17 protein-coding genes are annotated in these 19,828 nt (G+C 55.3%); 10 read left to right on the forward strand and 7 right to left on the reverse strand.

Going from position 1 to position 19,828, the window contains the following annotated elements:
• Positions 1-2 precede the first annotated feature (2 nt).
• The gene (gene aceE, locus HFD94_RS18660) at positions 3-2,669 is read right to left on the reverse strand and encodes a pyruvate dehydrogenase (acetyl-transferring), homodimeric type (RefSeq protein ID WP_010253944.1); all 2,667 of its coding nucleotides are present in this window, start codon (positions 2,667-2,669) and stop codon (positions 3-5) included.
• A 103-nt stretch (positions 2,670-2,772) separates the two neighbouring features.
• Positions 2,773-3,537 carry a pyruvate dehydrogenase complex transcriptional repressor PdhR gene (pdhR, locus tag HFD94_RS18665; RefSeq protein ID WP_010253942.1) on the reverse strand — a complete coding sequence of 255 codons (765 nt, stop codon included), beginning with the start codon at positions 3,535-3,537 and terminating at the stop codon, positions 2,773-2,775.
• 515 nt (positions 3,538-4,052) lie between these two features.
• Between pdhR and aroP the strand changes: the two genes are divergently transcribed.
• The 3 genes from aroP to HFD94_RS18680 all read left to right on the forward strand — a co-directional run bounded on the left by aroP (position 4,053) and on the right by HFD94_RS18680 (position 7,975).
• Positions 4,053-5,408, forward strand: a complete 1,356-nt coding sequence (gene aroP, locus HFD94_RS18670; RefSeq protein WP_033756570.1) for an aromatic amino acid transporter AroP — start codon at positions 4,053-4,055, stop codon at positions 5,406-5,408.
• 198 nt (positions 5,409-5,606) lie between these two features.
• On the forward strand, positions 5,607-7,019 hold the full coding sequence (locus HFD94_RS18675; protein ID WP_061703635.1) for a glycoside-pentoside-hexuronide (GPH):cation symporter: 1,413 nt from the start codon (positions 5,607-5,609) through the stop codon (positions 7,017-7,019).
• A complete protein-coding gene (locus HFD94_RS18680) occupies positions 7,016-7,975 on the forward strand; it encodes a family 43 glycosylhydrolase (protein ID WP_167433375.1) in 960 nt (319 codons plus the stop codon). The genes HFD94_RS18675 and HFD94_RS18680 overlap by 4 nt, the downstream gene beginning before the upstream one ends.
• Here HFD94_RS18680 and ampE read toward each other — a convergent pair.
• Complete coding sequence (ampE, locus tag HFD94_RS18685) at positions 7,957-8,811, reverse strand: beta-lactamase regulator AmpE (protein ID WP_167433376.1); 855 nt, start codon at positions 8,809-8,811, stop codon at positions 7,957-7,959. The genes HFD94_RS18680 and ampE overlap by 19 nt on opposite strands.
• A gap of 16 nt (positions 8,812-8,827) precedes the next feature.
• The gene (ampD, locus tag HFD94_RS18690; RefSeq protein WP_010671836.1) at positions 8,828-9,379 is read right to left on the reverse strand and encodes a 1,6-anhydro-N-acetylmuramyl-L-alanine amidase AmpD; all 552 of its coding nucleotides are present in this window, start codon (positions 9,377-9,379) and stop codon (positions 8,828-8,830) included.
• A 196-nt stretch (positions 9,380-9,575) separates the two neighbouring features.
• Between ampD and nadC the strand changes: the two genes are divergently transcribed.
• From nadC to hofC, 4 genes are all read left to right on the forward strand, one after another.
• Positions 9,576-10,472: a carboxylating nicotinate-nucleotide diphosphorylase gene (nadC, locus tag HFD94_RS18695; RefSeq protein WP_167433377.1), complete on the forward strand. Its 897-nt coding sequence runs from the start codon at positions 9,576-9,578 to the stop codon at positions 10,470-10,472.
• Positions 10,473-10,646: 174 nt separating this feature from the next.
• On the forward strand, positions 10,647-11,102 hold the full coding sequence (ppdD, locus tag HFD94_RS18700; RefSeq protein ID WP_033787372.1) for a prepilin peptidase-dependent pilin: 456 nt from the start codon (positions 10,647-10,649) through the stop codon (positions 11,100-11,102).
• Positions 11,089-12,474: a type II secretion system protein GspE gene (gspE, locus tag HFD94_RS18705; RefSeq protein WP_167433378.1), complete on the forward strand. Its 1,386-nt coding sequence runs from the start codon at positions 11,089-11,091 to the stop codon at positions 12,472-12,474. Before ppdD ends, gspE begins: the two co-directional genes overlap by 14 nt.
• Positions 12,467-13,666, forward strand: a complete 1,200-nt coding sequence (gene hofC, locus HFD94_RS18710) for a protein transport protein HofC (RefSeq protein ID WP_167433379.1) — start codon at positions 12,467-12,469, stop codon at positions 13,664-13,666. Before gspE ends, hofC begins: the two co-directional genes overlap by 8 nt.
• A gap of 25 nt (positions 13,667-13,691) precedes the next feature.
• Here hofC and HFD94_RS18715 read toward each other — a convergent pair whose 3' ends face one another.
• Positions 13,692-14,732: a GMP reductase gene (locus HFD94_RS18715; RefSeq protein WP_010671832.1), complete on the reverse strand. Its 1,041-nt coding sequence runs from the start codon at positions 14,730-14,732 to the stop codon at positions 13,692-13,694.
• A gap of 234 nt (positions 14,733-14,966) precedes the next feature.
• Here HFD94_RS18715 and coaE point away from each other — a divergent pair, with 234 nt between their 5' ends.
• The 3 genes from coaE to yacG are packed head-to-tail and all read left to right on the forward strand — an operon-like array spanning position 14,967 to position 16,529.
• Positions 14,967-15,575, forward strand: coding sequence for a dephospho-CoA kinase (coaE, locus tag HFD94_RS18720; RefSeq protein ID WP_167433380.1), 609 nt, complete (start codon positions 14,967-14,969; stop codon positions 15,573-15,575).
• Between the two features lie 4 nt (positions 15,576-15,579).
• Positions 15,580-16,323, forward strand: coding sequence for a cell division protein ZapD (gene zapD, locus HFD94_RS18725; RefSeq protein WP_167433381.1), 744 nt, complete (start codon positions 15,580-15,582; stop codon positions 16,321-16,323).
• A gap of 8 nt (positions 16,324-16,331) precedes the next feature.
• Positions 16,332-16,529, forward strand: a complete 198-nt coding sequence (gene yacG / locus HFD94_RS18730; RefSeq protein WP_010253903.1) for a DNA gyrase inhibitor YacG — start codon at positions 16,332-16,334, stop codon at positions 16,527-16,529.
• Positions 16,530-16,564: 35 nt separating this feature from the next.
• Here the strand turns inward: yacG and mutT are convergent, their stop codons facing one another.
• Together mutT and secA are read right to left on the reverse strand one after the other, a co-directional pair.
• Positions 16,565-16,960, reverse strand: coding sequence for an 8-oxo-dGTP diphosphatase MutT (mutT, locus tag HFD94_RS18735; RefSeq protein ID WP_010253900.1), 396 nt, complete (start codon positions 16,958-16,960; stop codon positions 16,565-16,567).
• Positions 16,961-17,114: 154 nt separating this feature from the next.
• Positions 17,115-19,823, reverse strand: coding sequence for a preprotein translocase subunit SecA (secA, locus tag HFD94_RS18740; RefSeq protein WP_010671827.1), 2,709 nt, complete (start codon positions 19,821-19,823; stop codon positions 17,115-17,117).
• Positions 19,824-19,828: the final 5 nt, after the last annotated feature.

A 19,828-nucleotide genomic window follows, 5' to 3' on the forward strand; every position in this document is an offset into this window, starting at 1 on the left:
TCTTAAGCCAGACGCGGGTTAACTTTATCGGCATCGATATTGAATCGGGTGATCGCGTCGGCCACCACTTTCTTCTCGATCTCGCCGCGTTTAGCCAGCTCACCCAGCGCGGCAACCACCACATAAGATGCATCAACTTCAAAGTGATGACGCAGGTTCTCACGGCTGTCAGAGCGACCAAAGCCATCGGTACCCAGTACGCGATAATCGCTGGCCGGGACATAGCTACGAACCTGCTCAGCGAACAGTTTCATGTAGTCGGTTGAGGCGACAGCAGGTGCGTCGTTCATCACCTGAGCGATGTAAGGTACGCGCGCTTCTTCTGTCGGATGCAGCATGTTCCAGCGCTCACAATCCTGGCCATCACGTGCCAGTTCAGTGAACGAGGTGACGCTGTAGACATCAGAGCCGATACCGTAATCTTTCGCCAGGATCTGCGCAGCTTCACGCACATGACGCAGGATAGAACCTGAGCCCAGCAGCTGCACTTTGCCTTTGCTGCCGTCTACCGTTTCCAGTTTGTAGATACCCTTACGGATACCCTCTTCTGCACCAGCGGGCATTGCTGGCATATGGTAGTTTTCGTTCAGCGTGGTGATGTAGTAGTAAACGTTCTCCTGCGCTTCGCCATACATACGCACCAGACCGTCATGCATGATGACAGCGACTTCATAGGCGTAAGAAGGATCGTAGGAAATACAGTTCGGGATAGTCAGCGACTGAATGTGGCTGTGACCATCTTCATGCTGCAGACCTTCGCCGTTCAGGGTAGTACGACCTGAGGTGCCGCCGACCAGGAAGCCGCGCGCCTGTTGGTCGCCCGCCAGCCACATCAGATCGCCGATACGCTGGAAGCCGAACATCGAGTAATAGATGTAGAACGGGATCATCGGCAGGTTGTTGGTGCTGTAAGAGGTCGCCGCAGCCAGCCAGGATGAACCTGCGCCCAGCTCGTTGATCCCTTCCTGCAGAATCTGGCCTTTCTCGTCTTCTTTGTAGTAAGCAACCTGCTCGCGGTCCTGCGGGGTGTACTGCTGACCGTTCGGGCTGTAGATACCAATCTGACGGAACAGACCTTCCATACCAAAGGTACGCGCTTCATCAGCGAGGATCGGAACCAGGCGATCTTTGATCGACTTGTTCTTCAGCATCACGTTCAGGGCACGTACAAAGGCGATGGTGGTTGAGATCTCTTTGTTCTGCTCATCCAGCAGCGCACTGAACTCTTCGAGTGCTGGCATTTCCAGCTTTTCAGTAAACTTCGGCTGACGCGTTGGCAGGTAGCCGCCTAACTTTTCACGCTGACCGTGCAGATACGTGTGCTCTTCAGAGCCCTTTTCAAAGGTCACGTACGGCAGTGATTCAATTTTGTCATCTGCAACTGGCACGTTGAAGCGATCACGGATATAGCGCACGCCATCCATGTTCATCTTCTTCACCTGGTGGGCAATGTTTTTGCCTTCCGCGGTGTCGCCCATACCATAACCTTTGATGGTATGCGCCAGGATCAGTACTGGCTTGCCTTTGGTGTCCTGCGCTTTTTTCAGTGCCGCGTAGATTTTCTTCGGATCGTGGCCGCCACGGTTCAATGCCCAGATTTCATCATCGGACAGATCTTTAACCAGCGCGGCGGTTTCCGGATATTTACCAAAGAAGTGCTCACGCACATAGGCACCATCACGGGATTTGAAGGTCTGGTAATCGCCGTCGACGGTTTCGTTCATCAGCTGAATCAGCTTGCCGCTGGTATCTTTGCGCAGCAGCTCATCCCAGCGACCGCCCCAGATGACCTTGATCACTTCCCAGCCAGCGCCGGCAAAGATGCCTTCCAGCTCGTTGATGATCTTGCCATTACCGGTCACCGGGCCATCCAGACGCTGCAGGTTGCAGTTGATGATGAAGACCAGGTTATCCAGTTTTTCACGGGTCGCGATGGTGATCGCGCCTTTGGATTCTGGCTCATCCATCTCACCGTCACCCAGGAAGGCGTAAACGGTCTGAGCAGAAGTATCTTTCAGGCCACGGTGTTCCAGATACTTCAGGAACTTCGCCTGGTAGATAGCCGACAGCGGACCCAGACCCATTGATACGGTCGGGAACTGCCAGAATTCCGGCATTAATTTCGGGTGCGGATAAGAAGAGAGGCCTTTACCGTCAACTTCCTGACGGAAGTTATTCATCTGGTCTTCGGTCAGACGACCTTCAAGGAACGCACGGGCATAGATGCCGGGAGAGATGTGGCCCTGGAAATAGACCAGATCGCCGCCATCCTTCTCACTGCGCGCGCGGAAGAAGTGGTTGAAGCACACTTCATAAATCGTCGCAGAAGACTGGAAGGAGGACATGTGGCCGCCGAGTTCCAGATCTTTCTTCGATGCGCGCAGCACCGACATGATGGCGTTCCAGCGAATTGCGGAACGGATACGACGTTCAAGAGAGGTATTGCCCGGATAGTCGGGTTCATCTTCAACGGCAATAGAGTTGATGTAGTTGCTGATTGCAGAAGATCCTGCAGCCACGTTTACGCCGCCTTTGCGGGCTGCACCCAGTACCTGATCAATCAGATACTGTGCACGTTCAACACCTTCTTCACGGATGACCGATTCGATCGCCTGTAGCCAGTCACGAGTTTCAATCGGATCCACGTCATTGTGTAAACGTTCTGACATGGGTGTGTTCCTTATCTGTGTCTAATACGTTGAATAATCGGGAGCCTGTTAAAGCAGATGCAGGCAGGCTCGTCGCACATGTCCGTACGATCTTTGTCGCACGTTATTCCTTACGTTGCTGTAAACGACGCAGGGAGCGTTCTCGACGGCTCTGCTCCCGACTTCTGTCCAGCAAGATTTCCTCTATGAACGCCAGGTGACGGTGTGAAGCCTCGCGCGCTTTTTCTGGCTCACGAGCCACAATCGCCTCAAAGATTCTGGCGCGGTGACCGCTCACTTTTGCCAGCATTTCCCGGCGCGAGTAGAGCAATTCGAAATTCTGGCGAACGTTTTGTTCCAGCATAGGGCCCATTGAGCGTAGCAAATGTAAAAGCACAACATTATGGGCCGCTTCTGTGACAGCGATCTGATACTGCATCACTGCGTCCGCTTCGGCGTCTAAATCGCCGCTGTCCTGCGCCTGCTGGATATTCACATGGCAGTCGCGAATGCGCAGCAGGTCTTCCTCTGTGCCGCGCAGCGCCGCGTAATAGGCGGCGATGCCTTCTAAGGCATGGCGCGTTTCCAGCAGATCAAACTGTGATTCCGGATGGTCGGCGAGAAGCTCAACGAGTGGATCGCTTAAGCTTTGCCAGAGATTCTCCTGCACGAACGTTCCGCCACCCTGTCGGCGCAGCAATAATCCTTTGGCTTCTAAGCGCTGGATCGCTTCGCGGAGAGACGGACGTGAGACATCGAATTGTTTGGCGAGTTCGCGCTCAGGCAGCAGCTTCTCTCCCGGACGCAGAGTTCCTTCCATAATCAGCGATTCGAGCTGTTGCTCGATAGCGTCGGAGAGCTTAGGTTGGCGAATCTTACTGTAAGCCATCATCCCTTCTTATTAAGCCAATCGTCCGGAGTAAATTGGTAATACCAATTGCAAAGAGGTGCCGGTAAAGTAACAAAGTATTCACCTTGTGTCTATATGGTGTCTGCGACATTCACCTGCCCCCAAAGCCTGTGCTGGCGCTAACTTGCGGTTAAAAAAATGAAAAATTCGCGTTACCGCAAATGTTAAATAATTTCACTTTTACCAAACCTTACACCCGCTTAGCGCGTTAGCGCAGCGGCAGACATAAGTGAAAGCTATTCGTCATTAACGGAATTTCATGGCAGAAGTTGCTGTGGGCAGACGTGACCAGGACGGCGTTTTTTCAGTCAACTCTCAGCACGAAAGGCGAAAGCAGGTGCAAAGCGATTCGCTTATCACTATTCTTGTCGCCAGGGTAGCAGATGGCACTATTCAGCACGCCAGATACCGTAAAATAATCAATACGTTATTGTAACTACTTCATTACAGCGTCCTGCGCTGCGAACGAAGAATAAAAACATCACGAGGTTTGTATGGAACAACAGCAAGGCGAAGCGCTGAAACGTGGTCTCAAGAACCGCCATATTCAGCTCATCGCGCTGGGTGGTGCAGTGGGAACCGGCCTGTTTCTGGGCAGTGCATCGGTCATTGAATCCGCCGGACCGGCCGTAATTCTGGGCTATGCAATTGCCGGTTTTATTGCCTTTTTAATCATGCGTCAGTTAGGTGAAATGGTCGTGGAAGAGCCGGTCGCCGGCAGCTTCAGCCACTTCGCGTATAAATACTGGGGCAACTTTGCAGGCTTCGCCTCGGGCTGGAACTACTGGGTGCTCTATGTGCTGGTCGCCATGGCGGAACTCACCGCCGTTGGCAAATATGTCCAGTTCTGGTGGCCAGACTTTCCGACCTGGGCTTCGGCTGCCATCTTCTTCGTGATGATTAACGCTATCAACCTGACCAACGTGAAAGTGTTTGGTGAGATGGAGTTCTGGTTCGCCATCGTTAAAGTGGTTGCGGTGATTGGCATGATCCTGTTCGGAGGCTGGTTGCTGTTCAGCGGTCACGCGGGTCCGCAGGCTACCGTGCGCAACCTGTGGGAACAGGGCGGATTTTTCCCGCATGGCATCGGCGGTCTGGTGATGGTCATGGCGATTATCATGTTCTCCTTTGGTGGCCTGGAGCTGGTGGGTATCACCGCCGCTGAAGCCGATAACCCGGAAGTGAGCATTCCAAAAGCGACCAACCAGGTGCTGTGGCGTATTCTGATTTTCTATATTGGTTCGCTGGCGGTGCTGCTGTCACTGATGCCGTGGACGCGTGTCACGTCAGAAGTCAGCCCGTTTGTCTTTATCTTCCACGAGCTGGGCGATGCCATGGTAGCGAATGCGCTCAACGTGGTCATCCTGACAGCGGCGCTATCGGTCTATAACAGCTGCGTTTACTGTAACAGCCGTATGCTGTTTGGTCTGGCACAGCAGGGTAATGCGCCGAAAGCGCTGCTGAAGGTCGACCGTCGCGGTGTGCCGGTATTAACGATTCTGGTCTCTGCTGTCGCCACTGCGCTGTGTGTGCTGATCAACTATCTGATGCCGGGTGAAGCGTTTGGCCTGCTGATGTCGCTGGTCGTCTCTGCGCTGGTGATCAACTGGGCGATGATCAGCCTGGCGCACCTTAAGTTCCGTCGTAAGAAAGATAAGCAGGGCGTAACCACCCGCTTTAAAGCGCTGCTCTATCCGGCCGGTAACTGGATTTGCCTGATTTTCCTGGCGGCGATTCTGGTACTGATGGCGACCACGCCGGGCATGGCGATCTCTGTCTGGCTGATTCCGGTCTGGCTGGTGATTCTGGGCGTGGGTTACTTTATCAAGAACCAGACACAGAAAGCCTGATGCTTTACCACGTGCTGCGACCTCCTGCGGGGTTGCAGCACGTCACCCGCGCCTCTCTGTCCGTCTCAACTGCCCCGATCCAGTTCACACTTCTCTCCCCGCAACTGTTTTGTCCATCTTCATAACGAATTACTCCCGTTCATCTCGCTGATTTCCTGCCAATAATTCCTGTTCACACTGGATGCGCAGGAGAAAACCATGAAAGGTACAGCCCTCCCGTTTCGGGAAAAACTGGGATATGGCATGGGCGATGCCGGATGCAACATGATTGGCGGTGCCATCATGCTGTTCCTGAACTACTTCTATACCGACGTTTTCGGCCTGGCCCCGGCGCTGGTGGGAACCCTGCTGCTCTCGGTCAGAGTGCTCGATGCGGTAACCGATCCGATTATGGGCGCGATCGCCGATCGCACCCAGAGTCGCTGGGGTCGCTTTCGTCCCTGGCTGCTGTGGGTTTCCGTACCTTACGTCGTGTTCAGCGTATTGATGTTCACCACGCCAGACTGGACCTATCACAACAAGGTGATCTGGGCCTTCGTCACCTACTTCCTGATGTCGCTGACCTATACGGCGATTAACATTCCTTACTGCTCTCTGGGCGGCGTGATTACCAACGATCCCGGTGAGCGCGTCTCCTGCCAGTCTTATCGCTTTGTCATGGTCGGCATCGCTACGCTGATACTCTCCCTGTCCCTGCTGCCGATGGCAGAGTGGTTCGGTGGCGAAGACAAAGCGCGCGGCTATCAGATGGCGATGGCGGTACTGGCAACCATTGGCCTGGCGATGTTTCTGTTCTGCTTTGCCACGGTACGTGAACGTATCCGCCCTGCCGTGCCGAGCAATGATGACCTGAAAAAAGATCTGCGTGACGTCTGGAAGAATGATCAGTGGGTACGCATTCTGCTGCTGACCTTCTGTAACGTCTGTCCCGGCTTCATCCGCATGGCGGCCACCATGTATTACGTGACCTGGGTCATGGGCCAGTCAACGCACTTCGCCACGCTGTTTATCAGCCTGGGTGTGATTGGCATGATGGTCGGCAGCACGCTGGCGAAACTACTCACCGATCGCTGGTGCAAACTCAAAGTCTTCTTCTGGACCAATATCGCGCTGGCACTCTTCTCCAGCGGTTTCTACTGGATCGATCCCCACGCCACCGTGATGGTCGTGATCGCCTACTTTGTGCTGAATATCCTGCATCAGATCCCCTCTCCGCTGCACTGGTCACTGATGGCCGATGTGGATGACTACGGCGAATGGAAAACCGGCAAACGCATCACCGGCATCAGCTTCTCCGGCAACCTGTTCTTCCTCAAGGTGGGACTGGCGGTTGCCGGTGCGATGGTCGGCTTTCTGCTGTCGATCTATGGCTACAATGCAGGTGCTAAGCAGCAGTCACCTGAGGCGATTAACGGCATCATGCTGCTGTTCACCATTATTCCTGGCGTCGGCTATCTGATTACCGCAGGTGTGGTACGACTGATGAAGGTCGACCGCAAAATGATGATTACCATCCAGCAGGATCTCGCGCTGCGCCGCGAAAACTTCCATGAGTTACACACCGTTCGCCTGCGCGACGGTGTTGTCACGCCAACCGGAGATGTTAAATGACCGCAATCTTGCCGAATCCTTTTATCGAGCAGCGTGCCGACCCCTTTATCCTGCGCCATGAACAGTTCTATTACTTTGTAGCATCGGTGCCAGAGTATGACCGGCTGGAGATCCGTCGCGCCACGACGCTGGCTGGCCTGCGCAGCGCCGAGCCTGTAGTCGTCTGGCGCAAGCCCGAGAGCGGCCCCTTTAGCGAGTTAATCTGGGCACCTGAGCTGCACTACATTGACGGACAGTGGGTCATCTATTTCGCGGCAGCACCGACGCGTGAAATCAAAGAGGGACTGTTTCAGCACCGGATGTATGCGCTGGTGTGTGAGGCGGAAGATCCGCTGCAGGGGGAATGGCAGCCCTGCCGCCGGGTGTTCAGCCAGTTTGACAGCTTCTCACTGGATGCCACCCACTTCGTGCATCAGGGTAAAAACTGGTATCTCTGGGCGCAGAAAGATCCATTGATTCCCGGCAACTCTAACCTCTATCTGGCTGAGCTGCTTAATCCCTGGACGCTGAAAGGCACGCCGGTGATGCTGAGCCGGCCAGAATATGAGTGGGAGTGCGCAGGCTTTAGCGTTAATGAAGGACCGGCGGTTATTCGTCACGGGGATCGGCTGTTTGTGACCTACTCTGCCAGCGCCACCGATGAGAATTACTGTCTGGGGATACTGTCGATTGACGTTGATGCCGATCCGCTTGATGTCGCCGCATGGCAAAAGTCTGCACGGCCGGTATTTGTCTCCAGCTGGGACAACCATCAGTATGGACCGGGTCACAACAGTTTTACCCAGGATGAGGCGGGACGCGACGTGCTGGTATACCACGCGCGTAACTACACTGAAATTGAAGGCGATCCGTTATGGGATCCGAACCGCCATACCCGACTGAAATATTTCAGCTGGCGGGAAGATGGCACGCCTGATTTCGGCGTGCCGCCTGCCGATTACACCAGCGTGCCGTAAATCGTCAGCAACGCGACAGCGACCACCAGTACCAGTGAGGTACGTTTCGCTAACGCCACGGCAACCCGTGGCGTTTCGACTTTATCGGTGTGCGGATCGCGTGACAGTGAGAACTGCGCCAGAGTCGTCAGCACCTGATACTGAGAACGATGCCGATCGGTCAGCGAAGCAAACCAGGCGGGCAGCGCTTTTTCGCCATGACCCAGCAGGGCGTAAGCCACACCCGCCAGCCGCACCGGGATCCAGTCGAGAAGATGCAGAATGGCATCCACGCCAGATTGTGAACGCGCCATCGGTGTTCCGTGCTTTGCCAGCCAGCCTTGCCAGGCCCGCAGAAAAGCGTAACCCACCAGCAGCACCGGCCCCCACGGACCGCCTACCACCAGCCAGAACATTGGCGCAAGGTAGAAACGGAAGTTTATCCAGATCAGGGCATTCTGCAGCTCACGCAGGAACTCGCGCTCGCTGCATTCCACCGGCACGCCATGAATCAGCGTCAGTTCAGCCGCCATCGCCTGATGCGCAGCGTCGTCATCATGACTGGCCGCTTTCAGGTAGCTGTGGTAGTGCTGTCGCACCGACCCGGCACCGATACAGAGCAGTCCGGCAACAATCCAGAAGAGCAGTTGCAGCACGCCAAACAGCAGCCCTTTCAGACTCCAGATCACCATCGCGGTCAGCGCCATCGCCAGCACGGTCATCAGCAGGGTACGCATCATTGAGAAATGGTGGCGCTGGCGAAAGATCGGCTCCAGCCGGTGTTCGAGCTGCCAGTGCTCGCCCAGTTTAAACAGGCGCTCCCAGCCTAAAACCAACAACAAGGTAAACAACGTCATACTGACTCCGCAAAAATCAGGATTTTTGCTGCGTTAACAGCTGTTTGTAGTAGTCCCAGTCAAAAGCAGGTCCGGGATCGGTTTTGCGTACCGGTGCGATGTCACTGTGCCCCGTGATACGTGCCGGCGTTAACGGATAGTGTTGCAGCAGTAATTGCGTCACCTGCTGCAAGGCCCGATATTGCGCCTCGCTATAAGGCTCACTGTCTGTCCCTTCCAGTTCGATGCCTATGGAGAAATCGTTGCAGTTCTCACGTCCTTCGAACTGCGAAATGCCTGCATGCCAGGCGCGTTTATCAAAGGGGACATACTGCACGATCTCCCCGTCACGGCGAATCAGGCAGTGTGCCGCCACTTTCAGCGCGGCGATATCCGCAAAATAGGGATGGGCATCGGGCGGTAAGGTGCCGGTGAACAGTTTATCGATCCATGGCCCGCCAAATTCACCGGGTGGCAGGCTGATATTGTGGATCACCAGCAGTGAAGGTGCCTCATTATCAGGGCGTTCGTTGCAATGCGGCGACGGCACATGACGCACGCGGGTCAGCCAGCCCTGTTTGATTTTCATAGCGGTTTTCCTTATTTCACTGGCTGAGAATAGCATGAATAATAAAGGATTCTTGCTTCTTAGTGTGCCGGTCTGATGACATTCACGCACTGCGTGTTAAGGATACTAAACAAAATGCTATCTGTTGCTGGAACCGAATGGCGGTTCAGGCTATTGTGACCGCCTCTGTCATTCCCCTTTCAGGAGTAAAACGCCTATGTCATCCCGTGGTTATGATCCCGACAGCCGTCGTCAGGCGCTGATTAAACGCATTGAAAGTGACATTCCGGATAGCGTTGCGCTGGCGTTAAAAGAGGATCTCGGGGGCGAGATCGACGCTGACCGCGATATCACCGCGCAGCTGTTACCCGCCGATACCCAGGCCGATGCGCAGGTCATCACCCGCGAAGCCGGTGTTTTCTGTGGTAAACGCTGGGTTGAAGAGGTGTTCATTCAGCTCGGCTCACACGCGACCCTGATCTGGCATGTCGAAGATGGTGATCAGATCGAGGCTGACCAGCTGCTGTTTGAAATCGAGGGGCCTGCCCGGCTGCTGCTGACCGCCGAGCGAACGGCGCTTAATTTTGTGCAGACGCTCTCAGGCGTTGCTACCGAAGTCAGCCGCTATGTCGCGCTGCTGGCGGGAAGACAGACGCAACTGCTGGACACGCGTAAAACCCTTCCCGGACTGCGGACTGCGCTGAAATATGCCGTGTTGTGCGGCGGTGGCAGCAACCATCGGCTGGGCCTCTCTGACGCTTATCTCATCAAAGAGAACCATATTATTGCCAGCGGTTCGATTCGGCAGGCAGTGGAAAGAGCGCAATGGTTGCAGCCCGATGTGCCGGTTGAAGTTGAGGTGGAATCGCTGGAGGAGTTACGTCAGGCGCTGGAAGCGGAAGCCGATATCGTGATGCTGGATAACTTCAGCCTGGAAGCGATGCGTGCCGCCGTCGAACTTAATCAGGGTCGGGCGTTGCTGGAGGTCTCCGGTAACGTCACCGAAACTACCCTGCCACAGATCGCCCTGACCGGCGTGGACTATGTTTCGGTTGGCGCGCTGACCAAACATGTGCGGGCGCTGGATCTCTCGATGCGCTTTAAACAAAAATAGCCTGCCTCGCCGTCACTCAACACGGCGATTTTGCGACCCTGCTTCCGGCGCAGTTTCGACTGCGCTGTAAGTCTGAAATCTGTTCACATCACGCTTTCCAGTTTGCCCATCTCTGCCTGTCTTTTACTGCCCCCGATTTTTAACCTGTCGCCTTCTTAATACGGAGACGATGTGATGAATTATCAACGTGGATTTACGCTGGTTGAACTGATGATTGTGGTGGGTATTGTGGCAATCTTAAGTGCCATCGGCCTGCCCGCTTATCAAAATTATCTGCAGCGTGCTGCCCTTACCGACATGCTGCAAACCATGGTGCCCTATAAAACCGCTGTTGAGCTTTGCGCCATGGAGCGCGGCGGCCCGACGCAGTGTCAGGCCGGAGAAGCGGGTATTCCTGCTGCCAGGGGATCGCGCTATGTCTCGGGACTGAGCGTGACCAACGGGGTCATTACGCTGACCGGCCAGGAGAGCCTGAATGGCCTGAGTGTTGAAATGCTGCCGCTCTGGGACAGCAACGAGGGCGGCATCAGCTGGCAACGCAGTTGCACCAGCAGCAACAATAGCCTGCGTGACAATTGCCTGCAGCAGTTCCGCTTTGCGGATAAAGGAGCCAGCGATGAGCAAGCCTGATGAGGCGATCGCGGCATTATGTCAGCGCTATCGCGCCCTGGTTTTGCACCATGATGCCAGCCAGCTGCGTGTTGCCGTCGCGGAGAGCGTGCCGCCAGGGCTGGCTGAAGCCCTCCATTTTGCCAGCCAGTGTCAGATTGAAATTGAATGCTGGCCGCAGGCCCGGCTCGACCAGCTTCAGCACGCTGACACACCGCTGGTGGCGCGCGAAGAGGCGCCCACAGAATCAGCGATCGAAGCGACACAGCTGATCCTGCGTCAGGCGCTGGAGCGTCGCGCCTCTGATGTCCATATCGAACCCGGCCGTGATGGCCTGCGGGTGCGTTTGCGTATCGATGGCGTATTGCACCCTCTATCTTCCCTGCCCGTCACCCAGCCTGCTGCGCTAATGGCGCGACTGAAGATCCTCGGCGGACTGGATATCGCCGAACGCCGGTTACCGCAGGATGGTCAGTTCAGTCTGGAGATCGCCGGTAAACCTGCCTCTTTTCGCCTGGCCACCTTACCCATCTACGGTGGTGAGAAAGCGGTGGTCCGGCTGTTGCAGAGTGAAAGCGCGGCGCTGTCGCTGGATAAGCTCGGCTTACCCGCCGCGCAGTTGCGCCTGTTCTGCGCCGCGCTGGCGCAGCCGCAGGGGCTGATTCTGGTCACCGGGCCTACCGGCAGCGGCAAGACGTTTACGCTCTATAGCGGACTCAGTGCCCTGAATACGCCGGAAAAAAATCTGTGCAGCGTTGAAGATCCGATTGAGATCCCGCTGCCCGGCATTAACCAGACGCAGATCCATGCTAAAAACGGCCTCGATTTTAACCGCGTGCTGCGGGCGCTGCTGAGACAGGATCCGGATGTGATCATGGTTGGGGAGATCCGCGATGCTGAAACGGCGGAGATTGCGGTTAAAGCGGCACAGACCGGGCATCTGGTGCTGTCGACGCTGCACACCAACTCCACCGCCGAGACCCTGACCCGGCTACGACAGATGGGTATTCCCGGTTATCTTCTGGGGTCGGCGCTGAAACTGATTGTTGCTCAGCGCCTGGTTCGACGCCTCTGTCCCCACTGCCGTCAGCCCGCTCAGGCAGTGGCGCACTATCCTGCGGAACTCTGGCCCGGTACCTTGCAAACCTGGCGGGCACCCGGCTGCGACCACTGTTTTTCCGGCTATTTTGGCCGGCTGGCGCTGTTTGAACTGCTGCCGATCAATGCCAGGCTGCAAAATGCGATCGCCGCCGAAATGCCGCTGGAAAATCTGCTCAGCCTGGCGAAACAGCAGGGATTACGCACCCTGCTGGTTTCTGGCCTGGAAGCGGTAAGCCGGGGCGATACCTCGCTGGAAGAGATGCAACGGGTAATTGGGCTGGACGATGGCTGATGCGTCTTTATTTCGCTGGCAGGCAGTCGATAGCCAGGGCCAGTTAGTCAGTGGCCAGCTACTGGCTATCGACAGTGATAACCTGCTGCTGATGCTGGCGCAGCGCGATCTTCTGCCGGTGAGCTGGAAGCGAGAAAAAGTGTGGCGGCAGAGGGAGTGGAAGTGGCAGCACAAAACCGATCTGATTCGTCAGTTGGCAACCCTGCTCAAAGCGGGACTGCCGCTGGCAGAGAGTCTGGCTTTGCTGGCTGAGGGCCATCCGCATGCAGGCTGGCGTGCTCTGATGCTTGTCCTGCATCATCGGGTACTCAGCGGCGCCCCTTTTTCTCAGGCTTTACGCGAATGGCCGCAGATTTTTCCGGCGCTCTATCCGGCCCTGATGGAGGTGGGTGAACTGACCGGTCAGCTGGATACCTGCTGCAGTGAACTGGCCCGGCAGCAGATCCGGCAGCAGCAGTTATGGCATCAGGTGGCGAAGGCGCTGCGCTATCCTCTGTTCATTCTGCTGGTGGCGATTGCGGTCACCTGCGGCATGCTGCTGTTCGTTCTGCCAGAGTTCGTTGCCGTTTATGACTCCTTTGATGCCCCCCTGCCCGCCTTTACGGCAGCGGTAATGCAGTTATCTGCCGCGCTTCAGGAGTGGGGAACGGTGTTAGCCATCGGCGTATCGCTGATGCTGGCAGCCTGGCATCAGTTACGACGACGCTCTGCGGGCTGGCAGCGCCGTGAACAGGCCATTTTCCTGCGCATCCCGCTGCTTTCCGGGTTATGGCGTGGCACGCAGCTGACGCAGATCTATACCATTCTGAATCTGACACAGCGCGCCGGGTTAACTTTGCTACAGGGACTGGCAGCCGTTGAAGTCACGCTCTCATCATTGCTATGGCGGGAAGCAATGGCCGGACTGCAGCAGCACATTGCTCAGGGGAGTCCTCTGCATCAGGCGCTGATGCATCATCCGCTGTTTACACCATTATGCGGTCAACTGGTTCGCGTCGGCGAAGAGGCGGGCGCGCTGGATTTAATGCTGGCTCGTCTGGCGGAATGGCATGAGGCAGAAACCCGTGAGCGCGCTGACACACTGGCTGCTTCGCTGGAACCGATGATGATGGTGGTGATTGGCGGCATTGTTGGCACGCTGGTGATTGCGATGTATCTGCCGGTGTTCGGGCTGGGTGATGCGATGCACTAAGGGGCGCAGGCTGCGCCCCGGATAACTATCGGTTGAAAACGCGGTTTTCCTGCTCATTAACCCGAATAAAGGTGGTGCGCTTGGTCAGCTCTTTCAGCCGCTCCGCGCCCACGTAGGTGCAGGCGGAACGCAGTCCACCCAGAATATCGCGCGCGGTGTCAGCTACCGGGCCACGCAATGGCAGCTTCACCGTTTTACCTTCTGCTGCGCGATATTGCGCCACACCGCCAACGTGACGCTTCATCGCCGATTCGGAACTCATGCCGTAAAACAGCATAAAGCTTTCGCCATTCTCTTCGACCACCTGCCCTTCACACTCATCATGTGCCGCCAGCATGCCACCCAGCATCACGAAGTCGGCACCGCCGCCAAACGCTTTAGCAATATCGCCAGGCACTGAACAGCCGCCATCACTGACAATCTGTCCGCTTAAGCCATGCGCCGCATCGGCACATTCAATGACAGCGGAAAGCTGCGGATAGCCCACGCCGGTTTTCACCCGGGTTGTACAGACCGAACCCGGGCCAATGCCGACTTTAACGATATCCGCGCCAGAGAGAATCAGCTCTTCCACCATTTCGCCCGTTACCACGTTACCGGCACAGATGGTTTTAGCCGGGAAGGTTTCACGGGCGCGCTGCAGAAAATCAACAAAATGCTGAGAGTAACCGTTGGCCACGTCGATACAGATAAACTGCAGATCGTCTGACAGCGCCATAATCGCGACCAGTTTATTGAGATCGGCCTCCGAGGTGCCGGTTGAAACCATCACATGTTTCAATACCGTCGCGGGGACGCGCTGAATAAACGCGCGCCACTCATCTACGCTGTAATGCTTATGGACTGCTGTAAGGATATTGAAGCTGGCCAGCGCCTCAGCCATTGAAAATGTGCCGACGGTATCCATGTTGGCGGCGATAATCGGTACGCCGCTCCAGCTCAGGCCCGAATGTCTGAAGGTAAAGCTGCGTTCCAGCTCAACCTGTGAGCGACTTTGCAGCGTGGAGCGTTTGGGGCGGATTAAGACATCTTTAAAGCCCAGTTTTAAATCTTCTTCAATACGCATAAACAGTGTCCTGGTAAGTGGCAATGAATCGTCGTTCACGAAGTAAGCACAGCTCCAGTGACGTTATGATACGCGCCTCTCGCTGCGCGACAAGACTGCGAATTTCACTTTATTTACGCTACAATCCGTTAAATTTAATTGTGGTTTATCGGTGTGATCTGACGCGCATTTTTGCGTTTTTTATTCAGATCATTACCCTGAAGCCCTGTCGAAAAGAGAAGTCAGGTGAGAAACATGCCCTATATCGTCGCGCTTACAGGGGGGATCGGCAGTGGTAAAAGTACGATTGCCCAGGCATTCGCAGCGTCTGGTGTGGAAATTATTGATGCTGACCTGATAGCACGTGAAGTTGTCGAACCCGGCACACCCGCTTTGCAGGCCATTCAGGCGCGCTATGGCACGTCGATAGTAACTGATGAGGGGAAGCTTGATCGTAGCCGGCTTCGCGACATTATTTTTCAGCAGCCGGAAGAAAAAAGCTGGTTAAACGCGCTGCTGCATCCACTGATTAATGCCCAGACGCGTCAATTGATCGCCGAAGCCACCACACCTTATGTGCTCTGGGTGGTGCCGCTACTGGTGGAAAATCAGTTACAGCACCAGGCTGATCGGGTACTGGTGGTGGATGTTGATGAGGCAACGCAGTTAGCGCGCACCCGGCAGCGTGATCATCTTTCCGTCGCGCAGGCGAAACGCATTCTTGCCGCACAGGCGACGCGCCAGCAGCGCCTCGCCTGTGCCGATGACATTATTGATAACAGTGGCGAGCCCGACGACGCCTTGCCGCAGGTTGCCGAACTCCATCAGCGCTATCTCAGGCTGGCGGCAACGAAACAGGATTAATACCATGAGCACACCCGTTCTGTTTGAACACCCACTGAATGAAAAAATGCGAACCTGGTTACGGGTTGAGTTTTTGATCAATCAGTTAGATGAAATTGTCCCACTGGATAAAACCGTTAATGCGCTGACCTTTTTTCGCCTGATTAGCGAGCTGCTCGACATTTTTGAGCGGGGCGATATGCGTACTGAATTGTTAAAAGAGCTGGAGCGTCAGCAGCAAAAGTTACGTGCATGGGCTGATGTGCCAGGTGTTGATATGACGCTGGTTAATGCCCTGCGCGATAAACTCAAAATTCAGTCGACGCAGTTAATGAATGCCCCACGTATGGGCCAGCAACTACGCGAGGACCGTCTGATTGCCCTGGTGCGGCAGCGCCTGAGCATCCCTGGTGGATGCTGCAGCTTTGATTTGCCGGGCCTGCACATCTGGCTCCATCTGCCACAGGAAGCACGCGATGCGCAGGTCGAAGCCTGGATGCTGACGCTGGAGCCACTGCATCATGCGCTGGCGATGGTACTGGATTTGATCCGCCAGTCCGGCGCGTTTCATGTGCAGACCAGCCTTAATGGTTTTTATCAGGATAATGCCGAAGGCGCCGATCTGCTGCGACTGCAGTTGTCGCTGGAGGATGCGCTCTATCCACAGGTGTCCGGACATAAAAGCCGCTACGCCATTCGTTTTATGCCGCTTGATAGTGAGCGTGGTGAAGTTCCGGCCCGCCTTAATTTTCAACTGGCCTGTTGTTAGAGGTAAAAATGCAGCAAGAAGTGATGACCGTTGCCTGTCCGCAGTGCGGCAAAGATGTGATCTGGGATGAACTCAGCCCGTGGCGCCCCTTTTGCAGTAAGCGCTGCCAGCTCATTGATTTAGGTGAGTGGGCCGCAGAAGAGAAACGCATTCCCAGCCGCGACGATATGAACGACAGTGACAACTGGAGTGAAGAGGATCGCTGATAGCCGAACCGGATGGGGCACGCTGCCCCATCCGCTCAGAGTTCGCCGGCGATCAGACGCGCAATCAGCTGATGATTCGCGGGCGGAAACTCCTCCGCGACCAGCGCATGCTGATCAACCCAACGCTGCGGCTGACCCTCTTTGCCCCACGGCTCTCCTTTCCACCCTTCAACCAGAAAGAAATGCAACGTCACGCGCAAATCGTCATAGCTGTGGTCTGCATGACCAATCGGGCGTGCCTCGGTGACCTCAATCCCGGTCTCTTCCTGAAGTTCCCTTATCAAACCCTGTTCGGCGCTTTCGCCCGCTTCAATCTTACCGCCAGGAAACTCCCACTTGTTCGCCATGTAAGAGGTCGCCGCGCGCTGGGCAAGGAAAATTTGTTTACTGGCATTGCGAATGATGCCAACTGCAACCTGCAGGTGCTTCATGAAGACTATCCGGTAGTAATGGGTGAATGAAGCCTGATTTTAGAGCATGCCGTAGCGGATGTTAACCGCTTTAGCTCAGCGGAGTCGCTGTTGCCTGGGTGGCAGAGACCATAAAAAAAGGAGCCAGAGGCTCCTTTTTTATTAGCATTCAGTCTCAGGCGATACGGCCATGACACTGCTTGTACTTTTTACCGGAACCACATGGGCAGGGATCGTTGCGGCCGACTTTGCGTTCGCCACTCTGCTCCGCCACAGGCTCTGCGGCTGCCAGCAGATCCTCTTCAACATGGCTCAGCTGCTGTTGCTGTGCCAGACGTTCAGCTTCTTCGCGACGTTGTTGCTCCATCGCTTCAACTTCCTCTGGCATGCGCACCTGCACTTTGCTCAGCGTACTGATCACTTCATATTTAAGAGATTCAAGCATCGCGGCAAACATGGCGAAGGATTCACGCTTGTACTCCTGCTTCGGATCTTTCTGCGCATAGCCGCGCAGATGGATGCCCTGACGCAGATAATCCATCGCGGCCAGATGCTCTTTCCACAGCGAATCCAGCGTCTGAAGCATCACGCCTTTTTCGAAGTTGCGCATCATCTCTGCGCCAACGATCTCTTCTTTCTCAGCGTAGCTTTCCATAGCATGGGTCATGATGCGCTCACGCAGCACTTCTTCATGCAGGTCAGGCTCTTTATCCAGCCACTCTGCAATCGGCAGGTTTAGATCAAAGTCAGTACGCAGACGCTCTTCCAGGCCTGGCACGTCCCACATCTCCTCCAGCGACTGCGGCGGAATGTAAGTATCGATGGTGACTTTGTAGACGTCGTGGCGAATGCTGTTGATGGTTTCGCTAACGTCAGACACATCCAGCAGCTCGTTACGCTGACTGTAGATGGCGCGACGCTGGTCATTAGCCACATCATCATATTCCAGCAGCTGCTTACGAATATCGAAGTTACGGCTTTCAACTTTGCGCTGGGCATTGGCAATCGCTTTGGTGACCCACGGATGCTCAATCGCTTCGCCTGGCTTCATGCCCAGTTTACGCATCATATTCGAGACGCGGTCTGAGGCAAAAATACGCATCAGCGCATCTTCCATCGACAGGTAGAAGCGAGAAGAACCGGCGTCACCCTGACGACCTGCACGACCACGCAGCTGGTTGTCGATACGACGCGATTCGTGACGCTCAGTACCAACGATGTGTAAACCACCTGACGCCAGAACCGCATCATGACGAATCTGCCATGCCGCTTTAATCTCTTCGATTTGCGCTTCAGTTGGCTCTTCCAGTTCGGCCACTTCAGCGTGCCAGCTGCCGCCCAGCATAATATCTGTACCACGTCCGGCCATGTTAGTGGCGATAGTGACCGCACCCGGCTGACCAGCCTGCGCCACGATATCCGCTTCGCGGGCGTGGAATTTGGCGTTCAGAACGTTATGTTTGATACCGGCACGGGTCAGTTCGTTAGAGACCACTTCTGATTTTTCAATCGAGATGGTTCCCACCAGCACCGGCTGACCATTGGCGGTGCGCTCACGGATATCTTCGATAATGGCATCGATCTTCTCTTTCTCGGTCATGTAGACCAGGTCAGCCAGATCTTTACGCACCATCGGACGGTTGGTCGGCACGACAATGGTGTCGAGCTTATAAATGGAGCTGAATTCAAATGCTTCGGTATCTGCGGTACCTGTCATACCGGCCAGCTTCTCGTAAATACGGAAGTAGTTCTGGAAGGTGATAGAGGCCAGCGTCTGGTTCTCGTTCTGGATCTCAACGCCTTCTTTCGCTTCAATCGCCTGATGCAGACCATCAGACCAGCGACGACCCTGCATGGTACGGCCGGTGTGTTCATCAACAATCACCACTTCACCATCTTTCACGATGTAATCCACATCGCGGGTAAAGAGTGCGTGCGCACGCAGCGCCGCAGTGACGTGGTGCATCAGCATGATGTTGGTCGGAGAGTAGAGTGACTCGCCCGCTTCCATGATGCCCTCGCTGACCAGCAGCTCTTCCACTTTGACCAGACCGCGCTCAGACATGTGAGCCTGACGCGCTTTTTCATCGACCCAGAAGTCGCCTTCACCCTGATGGGTTTCGGTATCTTCTTTATCCTGGCGCACCAGATGAGGGATGATCTTGTTCACTTTGGTGTAAAGCTCAGAACTGTCTTCTGCCGGACCAGAGATGATCAGCGGCGTACGCGCTTCATCGATCAGGATGGAGTCGACCTCATCCACCAGCGCATAGTGCAGTTTACGCTGTACACGCTCTTCCGGGCTGAAAGCCATGTTGTCGCGCAGGTAGTCGAAGCCATATTCGTTGTTGGTGCCGTAGGTGATGTCTGCTGCGTAAGCTTCACGCTTTGCCACCGCCGGCAGGCCCGACATGTTGATACCAATGGTTAAACCCAGGAACTCAAACAGCGGACGGTTATTTTCCGCATCACGCTGTGCCAGATAGTCGTTGACGGTAACCACGTGAACGCCTTTGCCGGACAGCGCATTCAGGTAGGCTGGCAGCGTTGCGGTCAGCGTTTTACCTTCACCGGTTCGCATCTCAGCAATGCAGCGATCGTTCAGCACCATACCGCCGATCAGCTGCACGTCGAAGTGACGCATCCCGAACACGCGTTTACTCGCTTCACGCACGGTTGCGAACGCTTCCGGGATCAGGCTTTCCAGCGATTCACCTTTTTTCAGGCGTTCGCGGAACAGATCAGTTTTCGCTTTCAGTTCATCATCAGAGAGCTTCTCAAAATCGGGCTCCATCTTATTGATGACGTCCACCACTTTACGCATACGACGCAGGGTACGATCGTTACTGCTACCAAAAACCTTGGTTAATATTTTGCTTAACATAGTAA

Origin of the sequence: Pantoea sp. EKM20T, from assembly GCF_011800485.1 — a bacterium.
Taxonomy (GTDB): Bacteria; Pseudomonadota; Gammaproteobacteria; order Enterobacterales; family Enterobacteriaceae; genus Pantoea; species Pantoea agglomerans.

Bases quoted from the DNA above. Each gene is read 5' to 3' on its own strand.
- aceE (WP_010253944.1), bottom strand. From the start codon at position 2,669: ATGTCAGAACGTTTACACAATGACGTGGATCCGATTGAAACTCGTGAC.
- pdhR (WP_010253942.1), bottom strand. From the start codon at position 3,537: ATGGCTTACAGTAAGATTCGCCAACCTAAGCTCTCCGACGCTATCGAG.
- aroP (WP_033756570.1), top strand. From the start codon at position 4,053: ATGGAACAACAGCAAGGCGAAGCGCTGAAACGTGGTCTCAAGAACCGC.
- HFD94_RS18675 (WP_061703635.1), top strand. From the start codon at position 5,607: ATGAAAGGTACAGCCCTCCCGTTTCGGGAAAAACTGGGATATGGCATG.
- HFD94_RS18680 (WP_167433375.1), top strand. From the start codon at position 7,016: ATGACCGCAATCTTGCCGAATCCTTTTATCGAGCAGCGTGCCGACCCC.
- ampE (WP_167433376.1), bottom strand. From the start codon at position 8,811: ATGACGTTGTTTACCTTGTTGTTGGTTTTAGGCTGGGAGCGCCTGTTT.
- ampD (WP_010671836.1), bottom strand. From the start codon at position 9,379: ATGAAAATCAAACAGGGCTGGCTGACCCGCGTGCGTCATGTGCCGTCG.
- nadC (WP_167433377.1), top strand. From the start codon at position 9,576: ATGTCATCCCGTGGTTATGATCCCGACAGCCGTCGTCAGGCGCTGATT.
- ppdD (WP_033787372.1), top strand. From the start codon at position 10,647: ATGAATTATCAACGTGGATTTACGCTGGTTGAACTGATGATTGTGGTG.
- gspE (WP_167433378.1), top strand. From the start codon at position 11,089: ATGAGCAAGCCTGATGAGGCGATCGCGGCATTATGTCAGCGCTATCGC.
- hofC (WP_167433379.1), top strand. From the start codon at position 12,467: ATGGCTGATGCGTCTTTATTTCGCTGGCAGGCAGTCGATAGCCAGGGC.
- HFD94_RS18715 (WP_010671832.1), bottom strand. From the start codon at position 14,732: ATGCGTATTGAAGAAGATTTAAAACTGGGCTTTAAAGATGTCTTAATC.
- coaE (WP_167433380.1), top strand. From the start codon at position 14,967: ATGCCCTATATCGTCGCGCTTACAGGGGGGATCGGCAGTGGTAAAAGT.
- zapD (WP_167433381.1), top strand. From the start codon at position 15,580: ATGAGCACACCCGTTCTGTTTGAACACCCACTGAATGAAAAAATGCGA.
- yacG (WP_010253903.1), top strand. From the start codon at position 16,332: ATGCAGCAAGAAGTGATGACCGTTGCCTGTCCGCAGTGCGGCAAAGAT.
- mutT (WP_010253900.1), bottom strand. From the start codon at position 16,960: ATGAAGCACCTGCAGGTTGCAGTTGGCATCATTCGCAATGCCAGTAAA.
- secA (WP_010671827.1), bottom strand. From the start codon at position 19,823: ATGTTAAGCAAAATATTAACCAAGGTTTTTGGTAGCAGTAACGATCGT.